Source organism: Azonexus sp. IMCC34842 (assembly GCF_050368855.1).
GTDB classification, from domain to species: domain Bacteria; phylum Pseudomonadota; class Gammaproteobacteria; order Burkholderiales; family Rhodocyclaceae; genus Azonexus; species Azonexus denitrificans_A.
The window spans coordinates 4,417,675-4,441,704 of record NZ_CP178449.1; the positions used below are offsets into that span (position 1 = coordinate 4,417,675).

Below are 24,030 nucleotides of genomic sequence, written 5' to 3' on the forward strand. Positions count from 1 at the left end.
TCGGGCCAGAGGCGCGTACGGAGAAACAGAGCGACAGTGGTTCGCTGACAGCCCCCCCGCTAAAATATGGGGCGTGGTCTGATGGGAGCACTTTGCATTGAGTGTTAACCCCACGGTTCTTGCCAGGAATGCGAGTTACTTTAATGCTGGCTTGGCGAAAAAAGCCAACAGGTGGCGCGGCACCCGCTGGTTTAAGAGAGTCACACGTTGGCGGAGGATTGCAGTCAAAGCCTGTGCCTGTGAGTGGGTCTGTTACCTTGGTTTGGCATCCAATTTGTACTACCCAAATATTGCTGGGCGCTGACTTGGTTTGGGGGGGCAGCGGAATGGCAATGGCGGAGCCCTGTACTTGATTGGCGCTAGTTGCACATGCAGAGAGTGCTCCTAGGTATAGGTATGCTGTAAAGAGTTTAGCGTTCATCGGATTCCTCTGCAGGAGACTTACGGTGTGATTCTTACGGCCTAACAGTGTTTACACGGACACGGGGGCCGTGTAACAACAGATATTGATGACGCTGAAGAAGGGACTTAAATTTCATACCATTCAGTCACTTGAAATTCTTGCTGTCCTTATAACAACTCCAATATGCCAGACGCGTTTTCAGTTTCGCCCTAAGGGACAAAAGCATTACGTATGACCGCTTATTGGATGTACGCCTGACTGGCAGCTCATGGCCGACTACGGAAACAAAAGTACTATTTTCACACTTACTGTCATGACAAATAGTTGCAGACTTGGTTCCTGGTTGCAAAAATTTTTTCCACTGGATTGAGTGTCTGCTTAGAAACGGGCTCGCCCACCGGCCGCTCCTGGCCGAGAGCACCTATTCGGTCGCGCTACCCCATAACCGACGTTCGCGTCTCCGGGCATCTGAGGCGTACTGCGGCTCAATCGGGCGGACGAGGATTCAATTTAGAACCCGGATCGGATTAGGGCGTGAATCAACACTTTTAATCAGGAAAACTGATTCATGGGGGCGCCCTTCTAACCACGAGAAGCCGCTGCAGCAGGCTCATTCCCGCGAATGCGAAGACAAGCGCGATTATCCAATACGGAAGCGGAGGTTGCCATCCGCTAAACATCTCTTCCGGACCTGTTAAGTAATAGAGGATCGTGATTGCAGCGTTGTACGAACCATGCAGCAGAATAGATGGCCACAGCGACTTGGTTCGCTCGTATAGCCACCCGGAAAGGATTCCGAGAGCCAGCCCGACTACGAATTGATAAATGTTCAGGTGTGCCAGCCCAAACAGGAAGGCAGATCCAAAAATCGCATGCCATCGAGAGTATTGCAGCAGGAAACTGCGAAGGATGACACCGCGAAATAACATTTCCTCTAGGAGTGGAGCAATGAAGAGCAGGGTAACAACTGATGCCAAACCGTTGGACATCATCTGGTCGAACATTGCTTGCTGCCACCCCGCCAACGGAAATAGCGTGACCAGAACAAGCTCGATGGTCCACATTGCGATGGTAATGCCAGGGATAAGGCACAGAATAGGCGCAGAGAGCGTGCCGATAACGGCGGCTACCGAAGTCTTCGACGAGTGGAATAGGGACGAATACGACAGCCCCTTGTAGTACAGAAGCACCGAAAACAAGATCCCATTTCCAAGAACGACAATAACGCCAGCAGCATCTCTCGGGTCGATGCCGGACAGGTTCTTTACATCGTGAAAAACGGCCCCGATTAGGAATTCCAGGACATAAAGGCAGATGACCAGAAAGGTTGCCTCAATCGCACTGGGAAAGGTTTCCCGCTGTTGTTTCATGGAGCCCCCGGATTGGAATTGGTCAAATACTACCCGAATGGCATCAATTGGCAATTTTGATGTCATGTCATTTGATCCAATTCCTCAGGGGGACCCGATGTAGTTATGCGATGACACTGCTCGGTCACCTCTCGTTGTTGAACGCTATCGCCTTGAGGGACCGTAAAGCATGGGGGTATAAGAGGTCTCCTTGTCGACTGGCGGCTTTGCAAATCGGCAACGGTCATTCCCATGCATGTGGGCCACCGGCTGCTCTGGCCGAATTGAGGAACAGGCAGCAGTTGTTGACTCAGATTCGACCCAAGCTGTCCGTCGCCTAGCCTACTTCAACTACCGGTGTAACGCAGGTTGCTGACATCAAGGATAGGTACCGCTGCCGCCCGCCTTTCCTATGGCTTCCCAAGTTGAGCCGAAGCTCAATCATTTTCCAGAACATCACCGAAAACCGTGTATTCGCCATCCTTGCGATCAGGGCCGGGGGCGTCGTAGAGGACCAGCCAGCTCGGTGTGTGCGGGGCGAGTTCGGGCGGTATTTCGCAGAGGGCCTCGGCGCGATTGGTGCCTTGCCCGTGAGGCAGGGAAAGCAGCTCGGTCAGCGCCGCCTCGAAACGCACCGGTTCGCGGTTGGCCGCCAGCCGGGACTTGGCGTTCGGCCATTTGAAAACGCGGATATCGCCATCCAAGGTCATCGTCGGCCCGGCCAGGATGTAGAGGTCATTACCGGTAAATTGCAGATCGCGTATCCCGAGTCCTTCCAGTTGCAGGAAGTGCTTGCGGATCAGGCAGTCGCTGCCATCCAGCGGTGCCAGCCGCAGTTGTTCGCCCTTGGCTTCGAGTGCAATTTCCAGCAGCGCCGACCAACCGCGCAACACCGGGCCGCGCAGTCCGAGCAGCAAGCGGTTGCCGTCCACCACCAGCCCTTCGATATCGAAACCATTGTCTTTGCCGGGAATGCCCATGTACGGCCCGATATGCGGATCATCGGCTAAAGCCTGGGTGAGCAGGTTGGACTCGGCATCCCCTTTCAGTCGGCGCGCCCGGCGGCCATCTTTCGCCTCGCGGACCAGGCAGGGTTGGCCGTCGTCGCCGATTTCAATCGGCAAACAGGCCAGCAGGCGACGGTTGCCGTCGAGCGTCACCTTGGCCAGCCGCTTGGCGTTTTCTGCGTCGTCCCGATCGCTCTTCGCATTCTTGCGCTTCAGCCCATGCGAGCCGACCACCCAAAGATAGCCGTCCGCCACGGCCATGCCTTCCAGGTCGGCCTCCTCGTCCGCCGCGCCGGGTAAGTCCAGCAGTTCGGACAGCGGAAAGCTCAGCCCGTCGCCGAAGCGCAGCAGTTCGCTTCCGCTCGGCTCGAGGCGGCGCAGGCGGTCGATGCCACAGGCTTCGTCACCGGCGACCCACAAATGCTCACCGGAAAACGCGGCGCCGGAAAGGTTGGCATGAACCAGTGCCCCCGGGGTGAATTCAAGACGAATGGCATTTTTAAGGCATTTGCTGGGCATGTCATGGCTCTTTTCTGAAAGGGTTTCTGGCTGGGGATTAATGCCAATCAGCCGCCGTGTTCGGCCTCGTGCAGCATGTCGGCCGAGAGCAGGATGACCTCGATTTCCTCGGTGATTTCCTCCTGGCGCTGGATGTTGTAGGTCAGCTTGAGCCGCGCGCTGTCTTCATCGAGCCGTTGCAAGGCGCTGTCCATATGCACCTGGCGCTGGCGGTTTTCGGCCATCAGCGAGCTGTAGAGCACTTCGTTGAGCACCGCATGCAAGTAGTGCCCGGTCAGGCCGCGCAGGAAGGTTTCGGGCGGCAGATTCAGTTCGGCCGGATAAGGATGGCGGCGCTCGGGCGCCGGCAAATCGCGCAGCGGCAACAGGCGACGCTGGCGAATGTCGCCGGTCGCCGCGCAGTGGTAGAGGGCGGAAAGCTTGAAGCCGCTCAGCCGGCGACTCAACTCCTGAGTCAGATGCAGCAGAACGGCCGGCACTTCGTCGGCGACGGTAGCGCCGGGCAGCGCCAGTTCGAGGCAATCGCGCTCGCCGATCCGGCTGGCCAGTCGCCGGCCGACCACCAGCCAGCGTGGCGGCGCGATTTTTTGCTGGCAGAGCAATTCCATCCGGCTCAACAGGGATTCGTTGAAATCGCCGCAGAAGCCCTGTTCCGAACCGATCAGGATGTACAGCTCGTTTCCCGCCTGGTCGGCGCTGGCGAATTCGCCATGGGCCGCGAGAAAATCGGCGGCAGCCGCTTCGATGCCGGCCACCATGCGCTGCTGGCTGGTCAGAAAATCGGTCAGGATGCGCACTTCCATCAGCGCCAGCCCCTTCATCGCCGACATGATGCCGGCAATGTCGGCGAGCGCCTCCAGCCGCCGGGCGATTTCACGCCGCCGGCTCATCGTCCTGCTCCTGCAACCAGGCGGCGACGGCCGACCGCCAGGCATCGCGGCTGGCGCTCAAGGCCGGGCTGTCGGTGGCGGTCCGGCGAAGCAGCTTGTCCAGTTTGGCGCGGGTAACCGTTCCTTCCTGTCCGTCGAACCAGCCTTCGTTGAAGGTCACCAGCCAGGCCATGTGCTGCTCGGGCGACAGTGGCGCCAGCCGATCCTGCTTGAGCAATTCACGGAGCAGCCGGCCGCGTTTGATCTTGGCTTCGACACTGGCTTCGAGGCGCGACCCGAAGCGGGTGAACACCTCCAGTTCGAGGAACTGCAGGAAATCCAGCTTCATCCGCCCGGCTTCGCTCTTGATCGCCGGCACCTGGGCCTTGCCGCCGATCCGCGAAACCGAGCGGGTGATGTCGATGGCGGGCAGGAAGCCGCGGGCATAGAGCGCTGGGTCGAGATAAATCTGGCCGTCGGTGATCGAGATCAGATTGGTCGGAATGTAGGCGGAAATCTCGCCCTGCTCGGTTTCGACAATCGGCAGGGCAGTCATGCTGCCGCCGCCGAGACGCGCCGCCAGACAGGTCGAGCGTTCGAGCAGGCGGGAATGCAGGTAGAAGATATCGCCGGGATAGGCCTCCCGCCCCGGCGGCCGGCGGAGCAGCAGGGATAGTTCGCGATAGGCCCGGGCATGGGTGGTCAGGTCGTCGTAAACGATCAGCACGTCGCGCCCGGCGCCCATCCATTCTTCGGCCAGGGCGCAGCCGGCAAAGGGGGCGAGGAACTTGAGGCCGGGCGTTGTCGTGGCCTCGGCGACGACGATGCAGGAAATATCGAGGACGCCCGCCTGGCGCAGCGTTTCGATGGTGGCGACGACGGCCGAACGCTTCTGGCTGATCAGCACATAAACGCAGAGGACATTGCGCCCCTTCTGGGCGACGATGGTGTCGAGGGCCAGCGAGCTTTTGCCGGTACCGGCATCGCCGATGATCAACTGGCGCTGCCCCTTGCCGATCGGAATCATCGTATCGACCATCTTGTTGCCGCTGAGCAGCGGCCGTTCGACAAAATCGCGTGCCGTGATTGGTGGCGAGGAAACCTCCAGTGCCCGCCGCCGGTTGAATTCAACCGGCCGGCCGCCATCGAGCGGATGGCCGAGCGGGTCGACGACCCGCCCGAGAAAGCCGTCGCCGACCCCGATATCCAGGCGCCGCCCGGTGAGCTGGGCCGAACTGCCGGCTGCCAGACCTTCGCGCTGATTGAGCAGGATCGCGCCGATGCGCTTGCTGCCGAGATCGAAAACCAGGGCTTCGCTGCCATCCTCGAAACGCAAGATCTCGTCCATCGCCGCCGAGGGCAATCCTTCGATGCGGGCGATGCCGTCGCCGATGGCGACCAGCTTGCCGACTTCGCTGATTCGCAACTGGGGCCGGTAATCGGCCAGCCAGGAGCGATCGGGGATGTCACCCACGATTGGCGGCCTCCGAAAACACGCCTAGTTCGCCGGCCAGACTGAAGTCGAGCTGCCAGGCCCCGAGCGTCAGCCGCGCCCCGGCCAGCAGGCTGGGATCGACGACGAAATCGAGGGTCAGGGCTTTGCCCAGCCGGGTTTCGATGGCGTCCGAGAGTTGTTGGCGCTGGCCGGCGCTCAAGGCGAAAGCGCTGCTCACCATGCCCCGCCCGTCACCGTTCTGGCCGGCACGCACGGCGCCCAGATGCTCTTCCGGCAAGGCGGCCAGTTCTTCGCTGAACAGTTGCACCAGGCGTTCCTCCAGTTCCGGCCCAGCCAGGCAGGCGAGCAGCTTGCTGGCGAACTGGCGGGCTTCGGTGCTCGCCTGGGCGGCCAGTTCGCGCCTTTGCGTCGCCTGGCGGTGGGCATCCTGGGCGGCGCTGCGTTCCCTCTCGCTGGCCAGTTCCCTGTTTAATGCCGCCATCTGCCGGGTCCGTTCGCTGGCCAGTTCGGCGGCAAAATCCTGGCGCGCCTTGGCCTTCTCCTGCTCCCAGTCGGCCAGCCGGCGGGCAAACTGTTGTTGCATCGCCGCCGCCTGCGCTTCGCTCGCCCGCGCCTCGGCCAGGGTGCGCTCGATGCCGGCCCGGCGCTCGGCCAGGGTCTGCAGCACCGGCCGATAGAGAAAGCGCTTGAGGATCCAGAGCAAGGCCAGGAAATTGATGATTTCCAGCGCGAAAGTGGTCCAGTTCAGCTCCATGACCGCCGCCTACTTGAGCAGGTATTCGAGCAGCGGATTGCGGAAGAGGATGATCAGCACGATGACCAGAACGTAGATCGCCAGCGATTCGATCATCGCCAGACCGATGAACAGGGTGCGGGTGATCGATTTCTCCGCTTCCGGCTGGCGGGCCAGCGATTCGAGGGCCTGGGTGATGGCCTTGCCCATGGCAATGGCCGGGAAAATGATCCCGGCCGCGATGGCGACGGCCGCCGCCACGGTGGAAATCAGGACAAACCAGTGCATGTCGCTCATGGTGCGCTTCCTTTCTTGTCGTTGGTTTGAGGCGCTTCAGCGTTTTCCGAAGCTTCATGGGATTGCATGCCGCCGGCGATGTAGATCAGCGCCAGCGTGCCGAAAATGTAGGCCTGGACCAGGGCTTCGACGATGTGCAGCATCAGCACCGGGACCGGCACCAGCAGGCCGGCGACCAGCAGCACCAGCAGGGCCGCCATTTCCAGGCTCATGATGTTGCCGAACAGGCGCATGGCCAGCGCCAGCGTGCGCGACAATTCGCCGAGCAGATGAAAGGGCAGCAGGATCGGGCTGGGCGTCAGGTAGTGCTGGAGATAGTCCTTGAGGCCGGCGCTGCGGATGCCGTACCAATGCACCGAGAGGAAAACCACGAAGGCCAGCGCGGCGGTGGTCGACAGATCGGCGGTCGGCGAATGCAGTTCGGGTACCAGCCCGGTGAGGTTGGCCACGGCGACGAACAGCCAGAGGGTGCCGATGAAAGGCAGCAGCAGCTCGGACCGCCCCGGCAGGACGCCGTCGATGGCCGCGGCGATGGACTGCACGGCGCCCTCCAGCGCCGTCTGCACCAGCCCCGGCTGATCGACCGACAGGTGCCGGGTGGCCAGCCAGCTGCCGATGCCGAACACCAGCAACAGGCCCCAGGTGGTCACCACCGTGGTGGTGATCGGCAGCCAGCCAAGCGTGAAGACGACGCCGGCCGCTTCCATTACCAGTACTTCCGGATGAAGAAATAGACATTGAAGATGCCCAGCGCCAGGCCGAGGATGATCAGGTTCATCGTCCACCGCACGGTGTAGCCGTCACCCTGGCTGTCCAGCCAGCGCCCGAGATAGGCGCCGGCCAGCAGGGGCACGATGAAGAGCACCGACAGGCTGCCAAGGAAAACCGTCTGGGCGAGCAGCGAACGGCGGTTGCGTTCGGCGGTCTTCAGGCGCTCGCTATCCCGCGCCACATCGTTGCGCCATTTCTCGTCGTTCATGCCGGCCACCGGTCCAGATTGCGCAGGCGCCGGAACAGTTCCTGTTCCAACTGCTGCAGGTTGTCCTTGACGCTCTTCAGCGCGGCTTCTTCCTCCGCCAGCTGGCCGGCCAGCAGCGCGGAAATCCGCTGGTAATCGCCATCGCACAGATAGCGCCGGGTACTCACCGTCAGTTGGTTGTCGGCAAAGTCGAGCACTGCCCCGGGGCAAGCCAGATAGATCCAGTCGCCACGCGCCGTGCAGAAGCGGGACAGTCCGTAGTCGAGAATGGTCATCAAGCGGGCGCGTCCCGGCTGGATGCCGAAGCTGCCGCTGGCATCGCTGCCGACAAAACTGCTCACCGCGTCGATGCGCTCGCTGCGCACGGCGCTGTTCAGGTGCAGGGTGATGCCGCTCATCGCGCCCCCGCCATGCTGCCGCGCATATAGCAGCGCTCTTCCGGCAGGTCATCGTAGTGGCCGGCGATGAAGCCCTCGCAATCGGCCAGCGTCGTTTCCAGCGGCACCGAGGCGCCGGCGATGCCGGTGTGCTCGGCGACGACGAAAAACGGCTGGGTCAGGTAACGCTGCAGCAGACGGGCGCGCAGCACCGTCAGGCGGTCGGCTTCCGACAGCGCTTCGAGGCCGAGCATGGCGATGATGTCTTCGAGTTCGCGGTAGCGCGCCAGATGTTCGCGCACCGTCTGCGCCACCCGGTAATGACGCTCGCCCAAGGTGACGCGATCCATCATCCGGCTGCCCGAAGCGAGCGGGTCGACCGCCGGATAAATCCCCTTGGCCGCCTGGTTGCGCGACAGGATAACCGTCGTGTCGAGGTGGGCGAGAATGGCGCCGACCGCCGGGTCGGTCATGTCGTCGGCTGGCACATAGACGGCTTCGACGGCGGTGATGTTGCCGCTGCGCGTCGAGGAAATGCGTTCCTGCAATTCCGCCACTTCCGAGAGCAGCGTCGGCTGGTAACCGACAGTGGCCGGCATCCGGCCGAGCAGCCCCGACAATTCGCTGCCGGCCTGGACGAAGCGGAAGGCGTTGTCCATCAGGAACAGCACTTCCTTGGCCACGTGGTCGCGCAGGTATTCGGCATAGGTCAGCGCCGACAAGCCAATACGAAAACGGACGCCCGGCGATTCGTCCATCTGACCGAAGACCATCAGCGTGCGCGGCATGACCCCGGCGTCCTGCATGTCGTGCCACAGCTCGTGGCCTTCGCGGATGCGCTCGCCGACCCCGGCGAAGACCGAGACGCCCTGGTGCAGGCGGACGATGGCGTTCATGAATTCCATGATCAGCACCGTCTTGCCGACCCCGGCGCCGCCGAACAGGCCGGTTTTGCCGCCGCGCACGAAGGGACAGAGCAGGTCGATGACCTTGATGCCGGTCGGCAGGATTTCGCCCATGCCGGTCGCTTCGGAGAGGGGGGCCGGGGCGGCGACGATCGGTCGCGTTTCCGTGGCATTCAACAACGGCCCGCCATCGAGCGGTCGGCCGAAAATGTCGAGCAGGCGGCCCAGGCAATCGGGCGTTACCGGCACCTGCAATGGCCCGCCGGTGTCGAAGACCGGCATCAGCCGGCGCAGGCCGCCGGTGCGATGCAAGGCGATGGCGCGCGCCCGGGATTCGTCGAGATGGCGATGCACCTCAAAGGTGTAGCGCTCGCCATCGAGACAGACGTAGACCGCCTGATGCAGTGGCGGCAGGCGTTCGCAAAGAATATCGATGACCGGCCCATGCACTTCCTCGATGACGCCGAGCGGCGGCGAGCCGGGGGCGGGGCAGGGCGGTCTTGTCGTTTCCGGTGGATCAGGGGCAATCAGAAGCTCAGCCATCGTTGCTTGTCCGAACTTGCTATTCCGATAAGGTATTTGACCAGCAATTGCTCGGCAAAGGCAATCGATAAGGTCAACTCCCCCCGCCTTTCTGGCGAGCGCTAGTCGCCTTGCCTCCCCGTCCGCTGCGTTCCGCTTTCTGGCTCAGGCCTTTCCGCCAACCTCTTCCTGCTCGGCCTCGAACAGCATGCTGACCAGCGAAGTCAGGCCTTCCTTTTGTGCTGCCTCGGAGATTTCCTCCAGACGTGCCCCGGCGTCGATCAGCCGGGACGTTTCGCAATCAGCCGGTAACTCACGGCGAAATTCCCGCAAGCGCTCGGTCAGTGCAGCACCGACCTGTGGCGAGTCGTCGAGTGCGGCATTGCCCTTGCCCCCTTCTTCGCATGCCTCAAAGAGTGCGCCAGCCAAGGCGTGCAGGCCTTCTTCGCTGGCGCAAGCGGATATTTCCTCGGCGCTGGCATGGCGGGCAATGGCCGCTGCAGTCTTGCTGTCGGTGGGCAGCGTGCCGCTGAAGGAATCGAGAATCTGCTTGATGATGTCCATGACTGTCTCCTTTTCCTCGGGGCAGGGCACCAGTGCCCCATCCTCATTTGAGAAGGCGATGGTCGCCGGAAAAAGCGGCGCCTGTATGTACGCCAGGCATCATTGGTCTGGTAATGGCGGGCGCGGCGTAAAGCAGCAGATCGAACCCGATTCGTCAAAACGCACCTGGCAAGCGCTTTCCATTTTTTCTCTCAGGTGCTGACGGGCCCGCTGAATGCGGGACTTGGCCCCGGACAGCGACAGGCCCAGGGATTCGGCCAGCTCCTGCTGCGATTTGCCGTCGATATCGCAGAAAGTGATCGCTTGCCGATCAGTCTCTGAAAGTTCGGCCAGTACCCGAGGCAGGCACTGGCTGAGATCATCAACCGGCGGCGGGGCTTCCGGTGAAGGGGCGGCAAGATCCTCCGGCAGCGAAACGTGCGCCCGCGCCAGCCGCAAGCGATCAGCCAAGGCATTGCGCGTCACCTGGAAAAGCCAGGCCCGCGGGTTGTCGATGCCGCAGAATTGCGTTCCTTGCCGCATGGCCTTGATGAACACTTCCTGCAGCACCTCCTCGGCATCCTCAAGATGCCCGACCCGATGCCGCAGGTAGCCCAACAGCTCGGCCTGGCAAGCCGACCAGGCGGTCATCAGGCAGGGGGCGCTCATCCGGCCGCTTCGCCACTGAAGAAACGTTTGCGGAACCACAACGACACGCCGACCAGGCCGATCATCACCGGCACTTCGACCAGCGGGCCGATCACCGCGGCGAACGCCGCACCGGAGTTGATGCCATAGACGGCAATCGCCACCGCAATCGCCAGCTCGAAGTTGTTGCTGGCGGCGGTGAAGGACAGCGTCGTGCACTTCTTGTAATTGGCCCCGACCTTCCGGCTCATGTAGAACGAGAAAAGGAACATCACGACGAAGTAGATCAACAGCGGGATGGCGATGCGCACGACGTCGAGCGGAATGGTGACGATCAATTGCCCCTTGAGGCTGAACATCACGACGATGGTGAATAGCAGCGCGACCAGCGTGATCGGCCCGATTTTCGGCACGAAATGGGTGTGGTACCACTCTTTGCTGACGAAGCGCAGCATGATGACGCGGGTCAGGATGCCGGCGACGCAGGGAATGCCGAGATAGATGAAGACGCTTTCGGCAATCTGGCCAATCGAGATATCGACCACCATGCCGCTCAGTCCGAACAGCGGCGGCAGCACGGTGACGAAGAACCAGGCATAGACGCTGAAGAACAGCACCTGGAAAATCGAGTTGAAGGCGACCAGGCCGGCGGCGTATTCGGTCGAGCCTTTGGCGATTTCGTTCCAGACGATGACCATGGCGATGCAGCGGGCCAGGCCGATGAGGATCAGGCCGACCATGTATTCCGGCTTGTCGGGCAGGAAGATGATGGCCAGCGCGAACATCAGGAGCGGCCCGAGTATCCAGTTCTGGACCAGCGACAGGCCGAGCACCTTCTTGTCGCTGAAGACGTCGGGCAGTTCCTCGTAACGCACCTTGGCAAAGGGCGGGTACATCATCAGGATCAGGCCGAGGGCGATCGGGATGTTGGTCGTGCCGACCTGAAAGCGGTTGATGAAAGCCTCGGTGCCCGGCACGAAATAACCGAGACCGACCCCCAGCGCCATCGCGGCGAAGATCCAGACCGTCAGGTAACGGTCGAGGAAGGATAGTTTTTTTGTGACTTCACTCATGCTTGACCTCTCTCAGTCGGTTACCGGACGGCAATTGGCCAGGGCGCGCAAACGCTCAACCCCGACCGGTTCATCCTGAATCAGCGGGACAACCGCGTAACGGTTGGCGTGGGTATGGGCGACCAGGTCGATCTGGGCAAGTTCATTGATGGCCCGTTGGCGCAGCAGCGGTGACGACGACTGCACTGCCGCCACGCTGTTATTGATGATCCAGGCCCAGGGTTCGATGCCGGCGCGGCGCAAATCTGCCTGCAGGTTGGCGGCTTCGAGAACCGGCGTCGTTTCGGCCAGCGTCGCGATCAGCACCTTGGTCTGCCTGGGGTCTTGCAACTGCATCATCGGCGTCGTGTAGTGCATGTGCTTGTCGCTCATCTGACGGGCGATTTCGCGGTGATAGGCACCGGTGGCATCGAGCAGCAGCAGGGTGTGGCCGGTCGGCGCCGTATCCATCACGACGAATTTCTTGCCGGCCTCGCGGATGACCCGGGAGAACGCCTGGAAGACGGCAATTTCTTCGGTGCACGGCGAACGCAGGTCTTCTTCCAGAAGTGCCCGGCCTTGCGCATCGAGCGTTGCCCCTTTGCTTTCCAGTACCTGCTGGCGATATCGCTCGGTTTCGGCATGCGGATCGATCCGGTTGACCGTCAGATGCTCAAGACTGCCGGCCAGGGTTTCCGACAGATGCGCGGCCGGATCGGAGGTGGTCAGATGAACCGCCAAGCCGCGGCTGGCCAGTTCGACGGCGACGGCGGCCGCCAGCGTGGTCTTGCCGACCCCGCCTTTGCCCATCAACATCACCAGTCCGTGACCATCGGCCGCAATACCATCGACCAGTACCGACAAACTGGGTACTTCGGGAAGTACCGTCGCGGCCGGGATGTCGGAAGCGGCAATGTCGGCATCGGTGACGAGCAATTTCCGAAGCGCCGCGAGGCCGACCAGATTGAACGGCTTCAGGCCGACCTGATCGATGGACAAGGCTTTCAAGGCTTCCGGAGTGTCGAGCAAGTCGGCCTGCTCGCGCTTGAAAATGGCTTTGGCCAGGAGATCGCCGCCGACCGCAGCCTCGGGCAGAACACCATTGATCACCAGATATTGTTGCTTGAGGCCAATGCCCGCCAATTCCTCATGCGTTCGGGCGACCTCGCGCAGCGTTGCCGCCTGGGCCCGGGCAACCAGGATCAGCCGGGTCCGCACCGGATCGGCCAAGGCTTCGACTGCCGACTTGTATTGGGAGCGCTGTTTTTCCAGCCCGGCCAGAGGCCCCAGGCAGGAGGCATCGCCTTTGCCTTCATCGAGAAAGCCCGTCCATGCGCCGGGCAGTTGCAGCAGGCGGATGGTGTGCCCGGTCGGCGCGGTATCGAAGATGATGTGATCGTAGCCGGCAACCAGGGCCGAGTCGGTCAGCAACGCGGTGAACTCGTCGAAGGCGGCAATTTCCGTGGTGCACGCGCCGGACAACTGCTCCTCGATTCCTTTGACCACGGCTTCCGGCAACACCCCGCGCACCGGACCGACGATCCGGTCCCGGTAGGCCTGGGCCGCTGCCTGCGGATCGATCTCCAGTGCAAACAAACCGGGAACGGCGTCAATCCCGACGATACGGTTACCGATTTCGACGCCAAAAACCTGGCCGACATTCGAGGCCGGATCGGTGCTGACCAGCAGCACGCGCCGTCCGGCTGCGGCCAGTTGGATCGCGCTGGCGCAAGCAATCGAGGTTTTACCGACGCCACCCTTGCCGGTGAAAAACAGGTAACGCGGCGGCTGTTCGAGGAATTTCATGGTGACCTTTAAATGCTTAGCAGCACTTGGAACCGCTGCAACAGCTTTTGGCCGGTTGTTCCACGGCGGCCGCGGCAGCTTCGATTTTTGCCCAGCGGGCCAACTCGCTACGGTTCGGATAACGACCCGCCAGGGCAAACTCGCCATCGACCAGAATCAGCGGCAATGCCTCCTGCCCCGAGCGTTCGAGAAAGCCTTTGACGACTGCATTCTCGGCAAAGGCCATGGGTTGCTGAGCGAGGTTGAAGCGTTCGATTTGCGCTCCCTGCTGCTTTGCCCAATCGACATCGGCCGAAAAACTGACCAATTGCTGGTCGACATCGACGCCACAGACACCGGTGCTGCAGCACAAGGCGGGGTCGAAAATCTGGATGGTCGGCATGGCGGGTTCCTTTGAAAATTTCAACTTGGATTTGAGAAAGGGCGAGGATTCAAGCCGCTGCTTCCTCGTGGATTCGTTTGGCCGCAGCCTTGATGTCGGCTGGGCTCATGGTTTCAAGCGGCAGGGCGAGCAGCGCACGGACCCGCCGTTCGAGCTGTTGATACGCCACCTCGAAGGCTTCGATGCGGGCGGCCAGCGGTTCGACATGGGCGGGGTCGGGGATACCCCAGTGCGCCGTGGTCGGGTGGCCGATCCACACCGGGCAGGTTTCCCCGGCAGCCCCGGCACAGACCGTGATGATGTAGTCGATGGCCGGCGCCCCCGGCGCGGCAAACTCGTCCCACGATTTGCTGCGCGCTTCGGGCAGCGGAATGCCATGCCTGGTCAGGGTTTCCAGGGCGACCGGATTGACTTTTCCGGACGGCTGGCTACCCGCCGAGTAAGCACGAATCCGCCCTTGGCCGAAATGGTTGAACAAGGCTTCGCCGAGGATGGAGCGAGCCGAATTGCCGGTGCACAGGACCAGGATGTTGCAGATGGGTTGAGACATGGCGGTGGTCGATATCCGGATTGTTTAGCAAGTCTTGGCAGGATCGCAGGGAACAACATCGATGCCGCAGGGTGTTCCGCTGCAGCAATGTTCCGTCAGGTAGGCGAGCAGTTCGTTCATCGCTGGATAGTTGGCCGAGTAGTAGACAAAGCGACCCGACTGGTTGGCGCTGACCAGGCCGGCAATGGCCAATTCCTTCAAATGAAATGACAGGCGACCGTTTGCCTCGGTGCCCAGACGTTCAGCAATAACCCCGACGGCAAGCCCTTCGGCTCCCGCCTGAACGAGCAAGCGGAAGATCTGCAGACGGGTTTCCTGGGCCAGCGCACCGAGCGCGGCAACGGCTTCTTTGATGATCATGTTTCCATAGTAATAGAAATGTTTAAATCATTCAACGGCAGGCGACTGGTGCCGAGTTCTCCTTGCGCTCGGGCCGGCCGCGCTCAGCGAATTTTCGCCGCCCCAGCTTGGGTGCACCGCCTGGCCGGATGCCCTGTGGCGGTGCATCTTGCATGCAATGTCCGGTGTGGAATCTGGTGAAATTTCACATTGTGAACGCCGGCGAATTGAACAATTTCCAAGTTAACGCCGGCCAAACAGACGCTTAGGAAATACATTCCAAAAAACGCGGCAATTGGCACATTGCATGCAATCACTGAAGTGCTTTCCCCACTTTGGAGATGTTCATGAAGCCCAATTGCAAGAAGCTTTCCCACTGGCTGGCGGTGGTTCCGCTGAGCCTCGCGCTGCATGGTGTTTTGCATGCAGAAACCGTCGCCCGCTACGGCATTTCGATGGCCGACATTCCGCTGACCACCGGCCAGCCGGACCGCGGCGCCGGCGCCTACCAGTTCACCGGCCATACGCTGTACGACCCGCTGGTCGCCTGGGAGGCCAATGTCGGCAATCGCCCGGGCAAACTGGTCGCCGGCCTGGCCAGCGAGTGGAAGGTCGATGCCAAGGACAACAAGAAGTGGGTCTTCACGCTGCGCAAGGGCGTCAAGTTCCACGACGGCTCCGAGTTCAATGCCGATGCCGTGGTCTGGAACCTCGACAAGGTGCTGGCCGACAAGTCGCCGCAGTTCGACGCCAAGCAGAGCGCCCAGGTACGCCCGCGGATTCCGTCGATTGCCTCCTATCGCAAGGTCGGCGACTACTCGGTCGAAATCACGACCAAGGATATCGATGCGCTGTTCCCCTACCAGTTGCCATGGTTCCTGATCTCCAGCCCGGCACAGTGGGAAAAGCTGGGCAAGGACTGGAACAAGGTGGCCAGCCAGCCGTCCGGCACCGGTCCCTTCAAGCTCGACAAGCTGGTCCCGCGCGAACGGGCCGACCTGGTCAAGAACACCGCCTACTGGGACAAGAGCCGCATGGCGAAGACGGATCGCATCGTGCTGGTGCCGATTCCGGATGCGATGACCCGGGCCAACGCGCTGTTGAACGGTCAGGTCGATATCATCGAAACGCCACCGCCCGATGTGTTGCCGCAATTGAAGGGGGCCGGTTTCAAGCTGGTGCAGAACGTCACGCCGCACGTCTGGCCGTATCACTTCTCGACCCTGCCGGGCTCGCCATGGACCGACATCCGGGTGCGCAAGGCCGCCAACCTGGCGATCGACCGCAATGCGGTGGTCAGCCTGATGAGCGGTCTGGCGACGCCGGCCAAGGGTCAGCTCGACCAGACCAGCCCGTGGTTCGGCAAGCCGAGCTTCAAGATCGGCTACGACCTGCCCGCCGCCCGTGCGCTGATGGCCCAGGCCGGCTACAGCCAGGCCAAGCCGTTGAAGGCCAAGGTGATCATCGCCCAGGGCGGCACCGGCCAGATGCTGTCGCTGCCGATGAACGAGTTCATCCAGCAGAGCCTGGCCGAAGTCGGCATCCAGGTGACTTTCGAAGTCGTCGAGCTGGAGAACCTCTACCTGCACTGGCGTAGTGGCGCCAAGGCCGACATGAACGCCGGCAAGGGCATCACCGCGATCAACCTCGGCTACGTCACCGCCGACCCGTTCTACGCGCTGACCCGCTTTGCCGACAGCCGTTACGTCGCACCGAACGGCGTGAACTGGGGCGGCTACAACAACCCGAAGGTTGATGCCGCGATCGACAAGATCAAGACGACTTTCGATACCAAGACGCAGGACGGGCTGCTCGCCTTCGTCCATCAATCGATGGTCGACGACGCGCTGATGCTGTGGGTGGTGCATGACGTCAATCCGCATGCGATGTCGCCCAAGGTCAAGGAGTTCGTCCAGGCCCAGCACTGGTTCCAGGACCTCACCACCATCCGCATGTGATCCACCGGGCCGGGGCTTGCCCCGGCCATTCACCGGCCTTGGCCGGATCGAAGAAAGCGCCTCATGTTTGCCTACATCATCAAGCGTCTGTTGTACGCCATTCCCATCGCGCTCAGCGTGACGGTGGTCTCTTTCGTGCTGGTCTATTTGGCGCCGGGCGACCCGCTCAACGCCATCGCCCCGGCCGATGCGCCGGAAGAAGTCATCGTCGCCCTGAAGAGCGCCTACGGCCTCGACAAGCCAGTGCCGGTGCAATACGGCCTGTGGCTGCTGCGTGCCGTTCAGGGCGATCTCGGCACCTCGATCGCTTCCGGCCGGGCGGTCACCGCCGAAGTCCTGAGCGCCGTCAGCAACACGCTGCTGCTCGCCGGCATGGCCGCGCTGGGCGGCGTGCTGATCGGCTGCATTCTTGGCGCGCTGGCCGGCTACCGCCACGGCACCTGGATCGACCGCGTCGCCACGGTCATTTCCGTGGTCGGCGTCAGCATTCCCCACTACTGGCTCGGCCTGGTGCTGACCATCGTCTTCTCCATCTGGCTGCCCTGGTTCCCGGCCATGGGCGCCGGTCCCGGCGGTTCCTCGGAATGGCTGTGGGACGTCGAGCACCTGCGCTATCTGGTCTTGCCGGCGCTGACGCTGTCGGTGATTCCGATGGGCATCATCACCCGCACCGTGCGCGCCCTGGTCGCCGACATGCTGGAACAGGAATTCGTCACCGCGCTGCGGGCGCGCGGCCTGTCCGGCCTCGCCATCTTCCGCCACATCGCCAAGAACACCGCACCGACCGTGCTCGCCGTCGCCGGCCTGCAGATCGGCTACCTGATGGGCGGCTCGATCCTGGTCGAAACCGTCTTCGCCTGGCCGGGCACCGGCTTCCTGCTCAATACCGCGATCTTCCAGCGCGACATCCCGCTGCTCCAGGGAACCATCCTGGTGCTCTGCATGTTCTTCGTCGTCCTCAACCTGCTGGTGGACATCCTGCAACCGCTGATCGACCCGCGCATGGGGCGCGGCTAAACGGAGACTATCGATGTCCGCTTCCCTCGAACTTTCGCTGCCGGCGGTGGCCCTTGCCGCCCCGGCCCCGAGCCGCAGTTACTGGCTGGTCGTCTGGCGCCAGTTGCGGCACGATCCGATGGCGCTGGCCGCCGGCTTGGTCCTGCTGGTCATCATCGGCGCCGCCGTCTTCGCGCCTTGGCTGGCGCCGGCCGATCCCTTCAAGGCGAGCATGATCAAGCGCCTGCTGCCGATCGGCAGCCCCGGTTTCCTGCTCGGTACCGACGAACTCGGCCGTGACATGCTGACACGGCTCATGTACGGCGGCCGCTTGTCGCTGCTGATGGGCGTTGTGCCGGTGCTCGCCGCCTTCGGCATCGGTACCGCGATCGGTCTGTTCGCCGGCTACGTCGGTGGCAAGGTCAACATGGTCATCATGCGCGTCCTCGACGTGTTTTACGCCTTCCCCTCGGTGCTGCTCGCCGTGGCCATCTCCGGCGCGCTCGGGCCGGGCATGAGCAACAGCCTGCTGGCGCTGACCCTGGTCTTCGTGCCGCAGGTGGTGCGGGTCGCCGAAAGCGTCACCACCCAGGTGCGCCAGCTCGACTACATCGAGGCGGCACGGATGAGCGGTGCCGGCGCCTTTTCGATCATCCGCGTGCATGTGCTGGGCAACGTGCTCGGCCCGGTCTTCGTCTATGCCACCGGCCTGCTCAGCGTCAGCATGATCCTCGCCTCCGGCCTCTCCTTCCTCGGCCTCGGCGTCAAGCCGCCGGAGCCGGAATGGGGCCTGATGCTCAACACGCTGCGCTCGGCGATCTACGTCAATCCCTGGATCGCGGCGCTGCCCGGCGCCCTGATCTTCGTCACCTCTATCGCATTCAATCTGCTGGCAGATAGCGTGCGTTCGGCCATGGACATCCGTCGATGACACAAACTACCCATTTCCCGCCGCCGATCCAGGATCGGGGCGGTCCCGCCCAGCCGCTGCTGGTGGTGCGCGACCTGAAAAAACATTTCGCCGTGCGCGGCAGCCCGCTCGAACGGAGCAAGAAGTTCGTCCATGCCGTGGATGGCGTCAGCTTCTCGGTGCCCAAGGGCAAGACGCTGGGCATCGTCGGCGAATCGGGCTGCGGCAAATCGACCACTGCCCGCCTGATCGCCCGGCTGATGGCGGCCGACGCCGGCAGCATGGTGTTCGACGGCGAAGGCGTCGAGGAATTCGGCGGCATCCGCCTGAAGGAATTCCGCCGCAACCTGCAGATGGTTTTCCAGGATTCCTTCGCCTCGCTCAACCCGCGCCTGACCATTGCCGAAACCATCGCCTACGGCCCGCGCGTCCATGGCATGCCGGCGGCCGAGGCGATGCGCCAGGCGCGCGACCTGCTGGCCCGGGTCGGGCTGGAGCCGGAGCAGTTCGCCAGCCGCTATCCACATGAGCTGTCCGGCGGTCAGCGTCAGCGGGTCAATATCGCCCGCGCCTTGGCCTTCGATCCGCGCCTGGTCATCCTCGACGAGGCGGTGGCGGCGCTCGACAAGTCGGTCCAGGCGCAGGTCCTCAACCTGCTGCAGGAACTCAAGGCCGAGCGTCAGCTGACCTACCTGTTCATCTCGCACGACCTGCACGTCGTGCATTACATCTCCGACTACGTGATGGTGATGTACCTCGGTCAGGTCGTCGAAACCGGCCCGGTTGAGCGCATCTACGGCCAGGCGGCGCATCCCTACACGCGGGCGTTGCTCTCCGCCGTGCCGTCGATGGACCCGGACAACCGGACGCAGGCCTCGCCGCTGGTCGGCGATCCGCCCAACCCGATCAACCCGCCGAGCGGCTGCCGCTTCCGCGACCGCTGCCCGCATGCCCATCCGGTCTGCGCCGCCCAAGCCCCGCTGCTGATCGGCATCGCCGGCGAGCCGGCGCATCAGGCCGCCTGCCATCTCAACGATCCGGCGTCCGGTCATCCCGCCGCCCTCACGGAGATTCAGCCATGACTACCCCCGTGGTTTCCCTGCAGGACTTGTCGGTGCAGTTTTGCGGCAGCCGCACCGCCAGCGCGCTGAACGAGGTCAATATCGAACTGGCGGCCGGCGAGGTGCTCGGCCTGCTCGGCGAATCCGGTTCCGGCAAGAGCGTCACGCTGCGTACCTTGCTGCGCCTGCACCCGGAACGGACGACCAAGGTCCAGGGCAAGATGCTGGTCGACGGCCAGGACGTGCTGGCCCTCAAGGGCCGGGCGCTCGATCTGTATCGCGGTGGCACGGTATCGATGGTTTTCCAGGAGCCGGGCCTGGCTTTCGACCCGGTTTACACCATCGGCCAGCAGATCACCGAAGCGATCCGCGCCCACGCCGCGATCAAGGAAAGCGCCGCCCGCGCCCAGGCCCTGGCGATGCTTGAACGAGTGCAGATTCCGCAGGCCAAACGTCGTTTCGACGCCTATCCGCATGAACTCTCGGGCGGCATGCGGCAGCGGGCGATGATCGCCCTAGCGCTGGCCTGCCAGCCCAAGCTGCTGCTCGCCGACGAGCCGACTACGGCGCTCGACGCCACGGTGCAGATCCAGATTCTGTTGCTGCTGCGCGAACTGCAGCGCGAAACCGGCATGTCGGTGATTTTCGTGACGCACGACATCGCCGCCGCCGTCGAAGTCGCCGACCGCATCGCCGTGATGTACGCCGGGCGCATCGTCGAGCAGGGGCCGGTCGGCCAGATCGTCCGGGCGCCGCGCCATCCCTACACCGCCGGCTTGCTCGCCGCGACGGTCGGCACCGAGAACCGCGGCCAGCCGCTGCTCGCGGTGCCCGGTTCGCCGCCCAACCTGGCCGCCTTGCCGCCCGGTTGCAGCTTTGCCCCGCGCTGCGCCCAGGCCAGCGAGCGTTGCCGGCGCGAGGTGCCGCCGCTGCAAACGCTGGGCAATCAGGCGCTGGCTTGCTGGCACCCAATCCTACCGCTGGCGGAGGCTGCCTGATGAACAGCGATCCTGTCGCAGCCGGCCGCGGCCGGGGCGGTCTGGCGGAAGATGTCTGCCGGCGCATCGCCGATGAAATCGTCCTCGGCAATCTGGCGCCGGGCAGCCGCCTCGACGAAGTCAGTCTGGCTGCCCGTTTCAATGTCTCGCGGACGCCGGTGCGCGAAGCCCTGAAACAGCTGGCCATCATGGGCCTGGTGGACACCCGGCCGAATCGCGGCTCGGTGGTGGCGGCGCTGAGCGTCGACCAGCTCGACCAGATGTTCGAGGCGATCGGCGAACTGGAAGCCGCCTGCGCCCGCCATGCCGCCTTGCGCATGACCGAGGCCGACCGGGCGCGGATGCTCGAACTGCACGCCGAGGGCCGGGCGGCGATGCAGGTTGGCGACATCGACCGCTACGACGCCGCCAACCTGGAACTGCACGCCACGATCATCCGCGGTTGCTACAACCCGGTGCTGATCGAACTGGCGACCAGCCTGCGCCACCGCGTTTCGAGCTTTCGCCGGACGCAGTTCCGCAACGTCGAGCGGATGGGCGAATCCTTCGAGGAACACACGGTGATCGTCGAGGCCATCCTCGCCCACGACGTCATCACCACTTACCGGGAGATGCGCTCCCACCTGCTTTCGGCCCGCAGCGCGACGAACCGCGTCGCGCCGGCCTGGGCCAGCCCCAATACCAATGGCAAATAAACGGAGACCGTCATGAATCCCATCCTCGCCACCCGCGGCGCCGTCGTCGCCTCGCACTCGCTGGCCTCCCAGGCCGGCCTCGACATCCTGCGCGACGGCGGCAACGCCATCGAGGCGACCATCGCCGTCGCCGCCACGCTGGCCGTCGTCTATCCGCACATGACCGGCATCGGCGGCGACGGCTTCTGGCTGATGCATGCGCCGGGCCAGCCGATGCGCTCGATCGATGCCTGCGGCGCGGCCGGTGCCGGCGTGACCCGCGATCTCTACCAGACGCTGTCGAGCATTCCTTGGCGCGGCCCGCTGGCCGCCAACACCGTGGCCGGCACGCTGTCCGGCTGGGGTGCCGCCTACCAATTCAGCCGCCGCAAATGGGGCGGCCGGCTGCCCTTCGCCCGGCTGCTCGAAAGCGCCATCCACTATGCCCGCGAAGGCTTTCCGGTAACCCATAGCCAGCAAGAGAACACCCGCAACAAGCTGGCCGAACTGAACATGCAACCCGGTTTTGCCACGGCTTTCCTGGCCGACGGCAAGGTGCCGGCGTACGGCCAGCGGCATCGTTTTCCGGCGCTGGCGGCAACGCTCGAACAACTGGCGCGGGCCGGCGCCGACGATTTCTATCGCGGCGAACTGGCGCAGCAGATCGGCGCCGACCTGGCCGCCGTCGGCAGCCCGCTCACCGCCGACGATCTCGCCCGGCACCAGGCCGAGCTCAAGGTGCCGCTCGAAGTCCAGCTCTCCTGCGGCAAGGTCTACAACCTGGCGCCGCCGACCCAGGGCCTGGCCTCGCTGCTCATCCTCGGCATCTACGACCGCATCCGTCAGGCCGGCTGGAGCCCGGACAACGTCGAAGGCATCCATGCGCTGGTCGAAGCGACCAAGCAGGCCTTCATGCTGCGCGACAAGCACGTCACCGATCCGGCGGCGATGAAGATCGATCCGGCCAGCCTGCTCGGCGACTCGACGCTGGCCGCCCTGGCAGCTGCCGTGCCGCTCGACAAGGCCAGCCCGTGGCCGGCCCCCAACTCGGATGGCGACACCACCTGGATGGGCGTCGTTGATGGCGAAGGTCGGGCGGTGAGCATGATCCAGAGCATCTACTTCGAATTCGGCAGCGGCGTTGTGTTGCCGCAGACCGGCATCTGGTGGCAGAACCGCGGCTGTTCCTTCGACCTGCGGCCGAACCAGCTGCGCAGCCTGGCACCGGGACGCAAGCCTTTCCACACGCTGAACCCGGCGATGGCCCGGCTCGCCGACGGCCGCCTGCTGGTGTACGGGACGATGGGCGGCGAGGGCCAGCCGCAGACCCAGGCGGCCGTCTTCTCGCGCTATGTCTGGGGCGGCCACAACGTCCGCTCGGCGGTGGCGGCGCCGCGCTGGCTGCTCGGCCGGACCTGGGCAGAGCAGAGCACGACGCTGAAGCTGGAGGCGCGCTACGCCCCCGAGATCGTCGCGGCGCTCCGCGCCATGGGCCACCCGGTCGAGGTGGTCGGCGCCTTCGACGAGCGCATGGGACACGCCGGGGCGCTGGTACTGCATCCCGACGGCTGGATCGAGGGCGGTGAGGATCCGCGCAGCGACGGCAGTGTGGCCGGCTGGTAAGGCAGGACTGGCGGACTTCTTCGAGCCTCAACAACAGGTCATTCAAATGAAATTCAAATTCGACTGGTTTCTCAAGGGCATGCTGATCGCCGTGGCGCTCGCCTTTCTCTGGCCGGCGCCCGGCGCCAAGGGCGGCTTCCTGCACCCGGAGCTGCTCAACAAGATCGGCATCGCGCTGGTCTTCTTCCTCAACGGCCTCGGCCTGTCGCTGGCCGCGTTGAAGGATGGCGCGCTGCGCTGGCGCGTCCATCTGCTGATCCAGAGCTGTACTTTCCTGGTCTTTCCGCTGCTCGGCTGGGGTCTGCTCAAGCTGAGCGGCGGCTGGCTGTCGCCCGATCTGCAGACTGGCTTCTTCTACCTCTGCGCCTTGCCATCGACCGTTTCGTCGTCGGTCGCGCTGACCGTCGCGGCGCGCGGCAACGTCCCGGTCGCCGTCTTCAACGCGACGCTGTCCAGCCTGATCGGCGTCGTCCTGACGCCGTTGTGGATGGCCTGGATACTCGGCCAGAGCGGCGGCGACTTCAACGTCGGGCCGGTGATCATCGACCTGCTGCTCTGGCTGGTCCTGCCGCTGGTCCTCGGGCAATTGGCGCGCCCGCTGCTGGCGACCTGGGCGACTCGCCACAAGGCGCGGATCCAGATAGTCGACCGGCTGACCATCCTGACGCTGGTCTACACCTCGTTCGCCGATACCGTGCAGCAGGGCGTCTGGTCGAACTACGGGCCGCTGGTGCTGGTCGAAACGGTGGTCGGCGCCAGCCTGCTGTTCTTCATCGTGCTGAGTCTCACCCGGTGGCTCTCCCGGGCCCTCGGCCTGCCGATGGCGGAGCGGATCGCGGCGGTGTTCTGCGGCTCGAAGAAAACTCTGGCTTCCGGGGTGCCGATGGCCCACCTGATCTTCGGCGCCAACCCGGCGCTCGGCCTGATCCTGCTGCCGATCATGATCTATCACCCGCTGCAGCTGGCGGTCGGCGGCGTGCTGGCCCAGCACTGGGCGGGGCGGCCGGCCGGGGATTGAGGCGGCGGCCGGGCGCCTGGCGGCAGCGCGGGCCAGGCGCGCGGCGCATACTGAAT

25 protein-coding genes are annotated in these 24,030 nt (G+C 63.6%); 8 read left to right on the plus strand and 17 right to left on the minus strand.

Going from position 1 to position 24,030, the window contains the following annotated elements; all coding sequences use genetic code 11:
- Positions 1 to 969: 969 nt before the first annotated feature.
- The 17 genes from ACLIKD_RS21090 to ACLIKD_RS21170 all read right to left on the minus strand — a co-directional run bounded on the left by ACLIKD_RS21090 (position 970) and on the right by ACLIKD_RS21170 (position 14,757).
- Positions 970 to 1,839: a lysostaphin resistance A-like protein gene (locus ACLIKD_RS21090; protein WP_428826587.1), complete on the minus strand. Its 870-nt coding sequence runs from the start codon at positions 1,837 to 1,839 to the stop codon at positions 970 to 972.
- A 350-nt stretch (positions 1,840 to 2,189) separates the two neighbouring features.
- Positions 2,190 to 3,278, minus strand: a complete 1,089-nt coding sequence (locus ACLIKD_RS21095; RefSeq protein ID WP_428826588.1) for a DUF3616 domain-containing protein — start codon at positions 3,276 to 3,278, stop codon at positions 2,190 to 2,192.
- Between the two features lie 47 nt (positions 3,279 to 3,325).
- The gene (locus ACLIKD_RS21100; RefSeq protein ID WP_428826589.1) at positions 3,326 to 4,168 is read right to left on the minus strand and encodes a F0F1 ATP synthase subunit gamma; all 843 of its coding nucleotides are present in this window, start codon (positions 4,166 to 4,168) and stop codon (positions 3,326 to 3,328) included.
- On the minus strand, positions 4,152 to 5,621 hold the full coding sequence (locus tag ACLIKD_RS21105; protein ID WP_428826590.1) for a F0F1 ATP synthase subunit alpha: 1,470 nt from the start codon (positions 5,619 to 5,621) through the stop codon (positions 4,152 to 4,154). Before ACLIKD_RS21105 ends, ACLIKD_RS21100 begins: the two co-directional genes overlap by 17 nt.
- Positions 5,614 to 6,357 (minus strand): F0F1 ATP synthase subunit delta, encoded by a 744-nt coding sequence (locus ACLIKD_RS21110; protein ID WP_428826591.1) that lies wholly within the window; start codon positions 6,355 to 6,357, stop codon positions 5,614 to 5,616. The genes ACLIKD_RS21105 and ACLIKD_RS21110 overlap by 8 nt, the downstream gene beginning before the upstream one ends.
- 9 nt (positions 6,358 to 6,366) lie before the next feature.
- Positions 6,367 to 6,633, minus strand: a complete 267-nt coding sequence (gene atpE, locus ACLIKD_RS21115; RefSeq protein WP_226418230.1) for an ATP synthase F0 subunit C — start codon at positions 6,631 to 6,633, stop codon at positions 6,367 to 6,369.
- Positions 6,630 to 7,340 carry a F0F1 ATP synthase subunit A gene (locus ACLIKD_RS21120; RefSeq protein WP_428826592.1) on the minus strand — a complete coding sequence of 237 codons (711 nt, stop codon included), beginning with the start codon at positions 7,338 to 7,340 and terminating at the stop codon, positions 6,630 to 6,632. The genes atpE and ACLIKD_RS21120 overlap by 4 nt, the downstream gene beginning before the upstream one ends.
- On the minus strand, positions 7,340 to 7,612 hold the full coding sequence (locus tag ACLIKD_RS21125; RefSeq protein ID WP_226418232.1) for an AtpZ/AtpI family protein: 273 nt from the start codon (positions 7,610 to 7,612) through the stop codon (positions 7,340 to 7,342). The genes ACLIKD_RS21120 and ACLIKD_RS21125 overlap by 1 nt, the downstream gene beginning before the upstream one ends.
- On the minus strand, positions 7,609 to 8,010 hold the full coding sequence (locus tag ACLIKD_RS21130; RefSeq protein ID WP_226418233.1) for a F0F1 ATP synthase subunit epsilon: 402 nt from the start codon (positions 8,008 to 8,010) through the stop codon (positions 7,609 to 7,611). The genes ACLIKD_RS21125 and ACLIKD_RS21130 overlap by 4 nt, the downstream gene beginning before the upstream one ends.
- Entirely contained in the window at positions 8,007 to 9,437 is a 1,431-nt protein-coding gene (gene atpD / locus ACLIKD_RS21135; protein ID WP_428826593.1) for a F0F1 ATP synthase subunit beta, read from the minus strand. The genes ACLIKD_RS21130 and atpD overlap by 4 nt, the downstream gene beginning before the upstream one ends.
- Positions 9,438 to 9,581: 144 nt before the next feature.
- Entirely contained in the window at positions 9,582 to 9,980 is a 399-nt protein-coding gene (locus ACLIKD_RS21140) for a hypothetical protein (RefSeq protein WP_226472147.1), read from the minus strand.
- A 99-nt stretch (positions 9,981 to 10,079) separates the two neighbouring features.
- Positions 10,080 to 10,628 carry an RNA polymerase sigma factor SigZ gene (gene sigZ, locus ACLIKD_RS21145; protein ID WP_428826594.1) on the minus strand — a complete coding sequence of 183 codons (549 nt, stop codon included), beginning with the start codon at positions 10,626 to 10,628 and terminating at the stop codon, positions 10,080 to 10,082.
- Positions 10,625 to 11,680 carry an ACR3 family arsenite efflux transporter gene (arsB, locus tag ACLIKD_RS21150; RefSeq protein ID WP_428826595.1) on the minus strand — a complete coding sequence of 352 codons (1,056 nt, stop codon included), beginning with the start codon at positions 11,678 to 11,680 and terminating at the stop codon, positions 10,625 to 10,627. The genes sigZ and arsB overlap by 4 nt, the downstream gene beginning before the upstream one ends.
- A 12-nt stretch (positions 11,681 to 11,692) precedes the next feature.
- Entirely contained in the window at positions 11,693 to 13,465 is a 1,773-nt protein-coding gene (gene arsA / locus ACLIKD_RS21155) for an arsenical pump-driving ATPase (RefSeq protein WP_428826596.1), read from the minus strand.
- A gap of 16 nt (positions 13,466 to 13,481) precedes the next feature.
- A complete protein-coding gene (gene arsD, locus ACLIKD_RS21160; protein ID WP_428826597.1) occupies positions 13,482 to 13,847 on the minus strand; it encodes an arsenite efflux transporter metallochaperone ArsD in 366 nt (121 codons plus the stop codon).
- Positions 13,848 to 13,896: 49 nt separating this feature from the next.
- On the minus strand, positions 13,897 to 14,397 hold the full coding sequence (locus ACLIKD_RS21165) for an arsenate reductase ArsC (RefSeq protein WP_428826598.1): 501 nt from the start codon (positions 14,395 to 14,397) through the stop codon (positions 13,897 to 13,899).
- A gap of 24 nt (positions 14,398 to 14,421) precedes the next feature.
- Positions 14,422 to 14,757, minus strand: coding sequence for an ArsR/SmtB family transcription factor (locus ACLIKD_RS21170; protein ID WP_428826599.1), 336 nt, complete (start codon positions 14,755 to 14,757; stop codon positions 14,422 to 14,424).
- 326 nt (positions 14,758 to 15,083) lie between these two features.
- Here ACLIKD_RS21170 and ACLIKD_RS21175 point away from each other — a divergent pair, with 326 nt between their 5' ends.
- The 8 genes from ACLIKD_RS21175 (at position 15,084) to ACLIKD_RS21210 (ending at position 23,974) form a co-directional block, all read left to right on the plus strand.
- Entirely contained in the window at positions 15,084 to 16,694 is a 1,611-nt protein-coding gene (locus ACLIKD_RS21175; RefSeq protein ID WP_428826600.1) for an ABC transporter substrate-binding protein, read from the plus strand.
- 63 nt (positions 16,695 to 16,757) lie between these two features.
- Positions 16,758 to 17,711, plus strand: coding sequence for an ABC transporter permease (locus ACLIKD_RS21180; RefSeq protein ID WP_428826601.1), 954 nt, complete (start codon positions 16,758 to 16,760; stop codon positions 17,709 to 17,711).
- A gap of 13 nt (positions 17,712 to 17,724) precedes the next feature.
- Positions 17,725 to 18,621, plus strand: a complete 897-nt coding sequence (locus ACLIKD_RS21185; protein WP_428826602.1) for an ABC transporter permease — start codon at positions 17,725 to 17,727, stop codon at positions 18,619 to 18,621.
- Entirely contained in the window at positions 18,618 to 19,682 is a 1,065-nt protein-coding gene (locus ACLIKD_RS21190) for an ABC transporter ATP-binding protein (RefSeq protein WP_428826603.1), read from the plus strand. Before ACLIKD_RS21185 ends, ACLIKD_RS21190 begins: the two co-directional genes overlap by 4 nt.
- The gene (locus ACLIKD_RS21195; protein ID WP_428826604.1) at positions 19,679 to 20,659 is read left to right on the plus strand and encodes an ABC transporter ATP-binding protein; all 981 of its coding nucleotides are present in this window, start codon (positions 19,679 to 19,681) and stop codon (positions 20,657 to 20,659) included. The genes ACLIKD_RS21190 and ACLIKD_RS21195 overlap by 4 nt, the downstream gene beginning before the upstream one ends.
- A complete protein-coding gene (locus ACLIKD_RS21200) occupies positions 20,659 to 21,354 on the plus strand; it encodes a GntR family transcriptional regulator (protein ID WP_428826605.1) in 696 nt (231 codons plus the stop codon). Before ACLIKD_RS21195 ends, ACLIKD_RS21200 begins: the two co-directional genes overlap by 1 nt.
- Before the next feature lie 12 nt (positions 21,355 to 21,366).
- On the plus strand, positions 21,367 to 22,956 hold the full coding sequence (locus ACLIKD_RS21205; RefSeq protein WP_428826606.1) for a gamma-glutamyltransferase family protein: 1,590 nt from the start codon (positions 21,367 to 21,369) through the stop codon (positions 22,954 to 22,956).
- Between the two features lie 46 nt (positions 22,957 to 23,002).
- On the plus strand, positions 23,003 to 23,974 hold the full coding sequence (locus tag ACLIKD_RS21210) for a bile acid:sodium symporter family protein (protein WP_428826607.1): 972 nt from the start codon (positions 23,003 to 23,005) through the stop codon (positions 23,972 to 23,974).
- The last annotated feature ends 56 nt before the right edge of the window (positions 23,975 to 24,030 follow it).

Bases quoted from the DNA above. Each gene is read 5' to 3' on its own strand.
- ACLIKD_RS21090 (WP_428826587.1), bottom strand. From the start codon at position 1,839: ATGACATCAAAATTGCCAATTGATGCCATTCGGGTAGTATTTGACCAA.
- ACLIKD_RS21095 (WP_428826588.1), bottom strand. From the start codon at position 3,278: ATGCCCAGCAAATGCCTTAAAAATGCCATTCGTCTTGAATTCACCCCG.
- ACLIKD_RS21100 (WP_428826589.1), bottom strand. From the start codon at position 4,168: ATGAGCCGGCGGCGTGAAATCGCCCGGCGGCTGGAGGCGCTCGCCGAC.
- ACLIKD_RS21110 (WP_428826591.1), bottom strand. From the start codon at position 6,357: ATGGAGCTGAACTGGACCACTTTCGCGCTGGAAATCATCAATTTCCTG.
- atpE (WP_226418230.1), bottom strand. From the start codon at position 6,633: ATGAGCGACATGCACTGGTTTGTCCTGATTTCCACCGTGGCGGCGGCC.
- ACLIKD_RS21120 (WP_428826592.1), bottom strand. From the start codon at position 7,340: ATGGAAGCGGCCGGCGTCGTCTTCACGCTTGGCTGGCTGCCGATCACC.
- ACLIKD_RS21125 (WP_226418232.1), bottom strand. From the start codon at position 7,612: ATGAACGACGAGAAATGGCGCAACGATGTGGCGCGGGATAGCGAGCGC.
- ACLIKD_RS21130 (WP_226418233.1), bottom strand. From the start codon at position 8,010: ATGAGCGGCATCACCCTGCACCTGAACAGCGCCGTGCGCAGCGAGCGC.
- atpD (WP_428826593.1), bottom strand. From the start codon at position 9,437: ATGGCTGAGCTTCTGATTGCCCCTGATCCACCGGAAACGACAAGACCG.
- ACLIKD_RS21140 (WP_226472147.1), bottom strand. From the start codon at position 9,980: ATGGACATCATCAAGCAGATTCTCGATTCCTTCAGCGGCACGCTGCCC.
- sigZ (WP_428826594.1), bottom strand. From the start codon at position 10,628: ATGAGCGCCCCCTGCCTGATGACCGCCTGGTCGGCTTGCCAGGCCGAG.
- arsB (WP_428826595.1), bottom strand. From the start codon at position 11,680: ATGAGTGAAGTCACAAAAAAACTATCCTTCCTCGACCGTTACCTGACG.
- arsA (WP_428826596.1), bottom strand. From the start codon at position 13,465: ATGAAATTCCTCGAACAGCCGCCGCGTTACCTGTTTTTCACCGGCAAG.
- arsD (WP_428826597.1), bottom strand. From the start codon at position 13,847: ATGCCGACCATCCAGATTTTCGACCCCGCCTTGTGCTGCAGCACCGGT.
- ACLIKD_RS21165 (WP_428826598.1), bottom strand. From the start codon at position 14,397: ATGTCTCAACCCATCTGCAACATCCTGGTCCTGTGCACCGGCAATTCG.
- ACLIKD_RS21170 (WP_428826599.1), bottom strand. From the start codon at position 14,757: ATGATCATCAAAGAAGCCGTTGCCGCGCTCGGTGCGCTGGCCCAGGAA.
- ACLIKD_RS21175 (WP_428826600.1), top strand. From the start codon at position 15,084: ATGAAGCCCAATTGCAAGAAGCTTTCCCACTGGCTGGCGGTGGTTCCG.
- ACLIKD_RS21180 (WP_428826601.1), top strand. From the start codon at position 16,758: ATGTTTGCCTACATCATCAAGCGTCTGTTGTACGCCATTCCCATCGCG.
- ACLIKD_RS21185 (WP_428826602.1), top strand. From the start codon at position 17,725: ATGTCCGCTTCCCTCGAACTTTCGCTGCCGGCGGTGGCCCTTGCCGCC.
- ACLIKD_RS21190 (WP_428826603.1), top strand. From the start codon at position 18,618: ATGACACAAACTACCCATTTCCCGCCGCCGATCCAGGATCGGGGCGGT.
- ACLIKD_RS21195 (WP_428826604.1), top strand. From the start codon at position 19,679: ATGACTACCCCCGTGGTTTCCCTGCAGGACTTGTCGGTGCAGTTTTGC.
- ACLIKD_RS21200 (WP_428826605.1), top strand. From the start codon at position 20,659: ATGAACAGCGATCCTGTCGCAGCCGGCCGCGGCCGGGGCGGTCTGGCG.
- ACLIKD_RS21205 (WP_428826606.1), top strand. From the start codon at position 21,367: ATGAATCCCATCCTCGCCACCCGCGGCGCCGTCGTCGCCTCGCACTCG.
- ACLIKD_RS21210 (WP_428826607.1), top strand. From the start codon at position 23,003: ATGAAATTCAAATTCGACTGGTTTCTCAAGGGCATGCTGATCGCCGTG.